This is a genomic window from Microbacterium aurantiacum (genome assembly GCF_002872075.1).
Classification (GTDB): domain Bacteria; phylum Actinomycetota; class Actinomycetes; order Actinomycetales; family Microbacteriaceae; genus Microbacterium; species Microbacterium aurantiacum_A.
Genome location: NZ_PGGU01000031.1, coordinates 1 through 1,168, shown reverse-complemented (window position 1 = coordinate 1,168; position 1,168 = coordinate 1). Strand labels below are relative to the sequence as shown.

Annotated in this window: 1 protein-coding gene; it reads left to right on the top strand. The window is 71.6% G+C overall.

Features of this window, described 5'->3' with window-relative positions; translation table 11 throughout:
• On the top strand, positions 1 to 1,107 hold a 1,107-nt coding region (sucB, locus tag CUR96_RS18450; protein ID WP_102194803.1), incomplete at its 5' end, for a 2-oxoglutarate dehydrogenase, E2 component, dihydrolipoamide succinyltransferase.
• Positions 1,108 to 1,168 lie beyond the last annotated feature (61 nt).

Below are 1,168 nucleotides of genomic sequence, written 5' to 3'. Positions count from 1 at the left end.
GCTCCCGAGGCACCCGCCGCCGAGGCGCCCGCCGCGCCGGAAGCCGAAGCCCCTGCCGCGCCTGCCCCGGCAGCGCCCGCTGCTCCGGCTCCTGCCCCCGCAGCCCCTGCTGCAGCCGCACCCGCTCCTGCCGCACCCGCTCCTGCCGCACCCGCGCCTGCTGCACCCGCAGCTCCGAAGCTCACGCTCCCCACGGAGAGCGACAGCCTCTACGTGACTCCGCTCGTGCGCCGCCTGGCCTCTCAGCAGGGCGTCGACCTCGCCTCGGTGACGGGCACCGGCGTCGGTGGCCGCATCCGCAAGGAAGACGTGCTGAAGGCAGCCGAGACGGCATCCGCCGCCCCTGCCGCGGCACCGGCCGCCGCCGCTCCGGCACCTCTCGAGGTCTCGCCGCTGCGCGGAACCACCCAGCCGATGTCGCGCCTGCGCAAGGTCCTGGCCGAGCGCGCCGTGGCCTCGATGCAGCAGACGGCCCAGCTCACCACGGTCGTCGAGGTCGATGTCACCAAGCTCGCGGACTACCGCGACAGCGTGAAGGCGTCCTTCCTGCAGAAGACCGGCGACAAGCTGTCGTTCCTGCCGTTCTTCGCGCTCGCAGCCGCCGAGGCGCTGCAGGCGTTCCCGATCGTCAACGCCACGGTCGACGGCACCGACATCGTGTACCCGGCTTCCGAGAACCTCTCGATCGCCGTCGACACCGAGCGCGGCCTGCTCACGCCGGTGCTGCGGGATGCCGCGACGAAGAACATCGCGCAGATCGCGCACGAGATCGCCGATCTCGCCGCCCGTACCCGCGACAACAAGCTGAAGCCCGACGAGCTCGGCGGCGGCACGTTCACGCTGACCAACACGGGCTCCCGCGGTGCGCTGTTCGACACGCCTGTCGTGTTCCTGCCGCAGTCGGCGATCCTGGGAACCGGCACGGTCGTGAAGCGTCCGGGTCTGGTGAAGGTCGACGGAGCCGATGCCATCGCCATCCGTTCGTACGTGTACCTGGCGCTCTCGTACGACCACCGCATCATCGACGGCTCGGACGCCGCACGTTACCTCGGCGCGGTCAAGGCCCGCCTGGAGGCCGCGGACTTCGCCGCCGCTCTCGGCGCCTGACCCGAGAGCCCCGAGAACAGATCAACCTGGCTGGTCCGCGACGTCATAGACGTCGCGGACC